This window comes from Parolsenella sp. (assembly GCF_982402205.1).
The window spans coordinates 1-1,608 of record NZ_CEVYAT010000221.1; the positions used below are offsets into that span (position 1 = coordinate 1).

Annotated in this window: 1 protein-coding gene; it reads left to right on the forward strand. The window is 65.6% G+C overall.

What is annotated here, in order from left to right:
• Positions 1-251: 251 nt before the first annotated feature.
• Positions 252-1,608: ClC family H(+)/Cl(-) exchange transporter (locus AC1VTH_RS08210; protein WP_481335695.1), on the forward strand; the 1,357-nt coding region annotated here is incomplete at its 3' end.

The following is a 1,608-nucleotide window of genomic DNA, read 5'->3' on the forward strand; positions in this document are numbered from 1 at the left end:
CAAAGATAGTGGGCTTCTCGTTCATCCTCGAGCTCGCGTTCCTCAACCCCCGCGAGGCCATTGGCAAGGAGTTCCCGCAGGACATCTTCTCGCTCATCAAGGTCGACTAGGACTTATGGCCGGGGTGGTGGGCGCACGCTCGACCCCAGTTGGCCCCACGGCTTGTCAGATGGCGTATGATTTTGCCGGTCAGGGTGCGGCTCAGCCCACCTAGCCGGCTTTTTCTTGCAATCGAGAGACGAGGAGCTAGCGTGCAGGTGTTCGAGAATCCCATCAGGCGCAGGCTCTCGCGCAGGTTCCAGGTGAGCCTCGTGTGGGAGGGCGCCCTCGTGGGCCTCTTTGCCGGCGCCCTCGTGACGCTCTACCGCCTTGCCCTCACACAGGGCGAGCGCATCCTGCGAGCCATCGTAGCGAGCTGGGCGAACAACCCCGTCATGGCGGTCGCATGGTTCGTCGCCCTGGCCGTCATGGCGGTCGTGGTGGCGCTTCTCGTGAGGTGGGAGCCCGCCACCTCGGGCTCGGGCATCCCGCAGGTCGACGCCGAGGTCATGGGTGCCATGGACGCGCCCTGGTACCGCGTCATCGCCGCCAAGTTCGCCGAAGGTACGATTGGCGCCCTCGGCGGCCTGTCCCTCGGCCGCGAGGGCCCGTCGGTGCAGCTTGGCGGCATGGCCGGCAAGGGCGTCTCGCGCATCCTCAAGCGCGGGAGGGGAGAGGAGCGCCTGCTCGTCACCTGCGGCGCGGGCGCAGGCATGGCCGCGGCGTTCCACGCGCCCCTCACCGGCGTGATGTTTGCCCTCGAGGAGATTCACAAGACGTTCAACGCGCCCCTGATTATCTCGGTGATGATGAGCGCCGTCATGAGCGACTACGTGACGAGCCAAGTGCTGGGCCTTCAACCGGTCATCAGCTTCAGGCTAAGTGAGATCATCCCTCACGAGGCCTATGCGCTGCTCATCGTCTTTGGCCTCGTCATGGGCGTCGTGGGCGCGGCCCACAACATCGGCATGTTTGCGCTGCAGAACCTGCTGTCGCGCATCCGCTACCGCCATGCCTGGCTACGCTACCTCATACCGTTCATGGTCGCGGGCGGGGTGGCCCTTCTGGCGCCCGAGCTCATGTGTGGCGGCGACGCGATTCTCGAGATGCTCATGAGCCCCCAGGGGCTCTCGATTGGCACTCTGGTGCTCGTCCTGCTGGGCAAGTATCTCTTCACGGGCGTCTGCTTTGGCGCGGGAACGCCAGGCGGCACGCTCTTTCCGCTGGTCATCATGGGCACGCTCGCTGGCGCCATCTTTGGCATGGGCGCCACGCGCGTCCTGGGCATGAGCGACGCCTTCGTGATGAACTTCATGGTGCTCGGTATCGCCGGAATGTTCGCGGGTGCCATTCGAGCGCCGGTCACGGCCGTCGTGCTCGCCTTTGAGCTCACGGGGAGCCTGGAGCAGCTGCTGTCGCTTGCGATTGTGAGCGTCTTCGCTTACGTGACCGCCAACCTGCTGCAGGTCGACGCCTACTACGAGCACCTGCTGGCACGCCTCCTTGGCACCACGACCGACGAGGCGCACGAGCACTGGGGGTCGCACGGCCGCCAGCTCCACTCATACG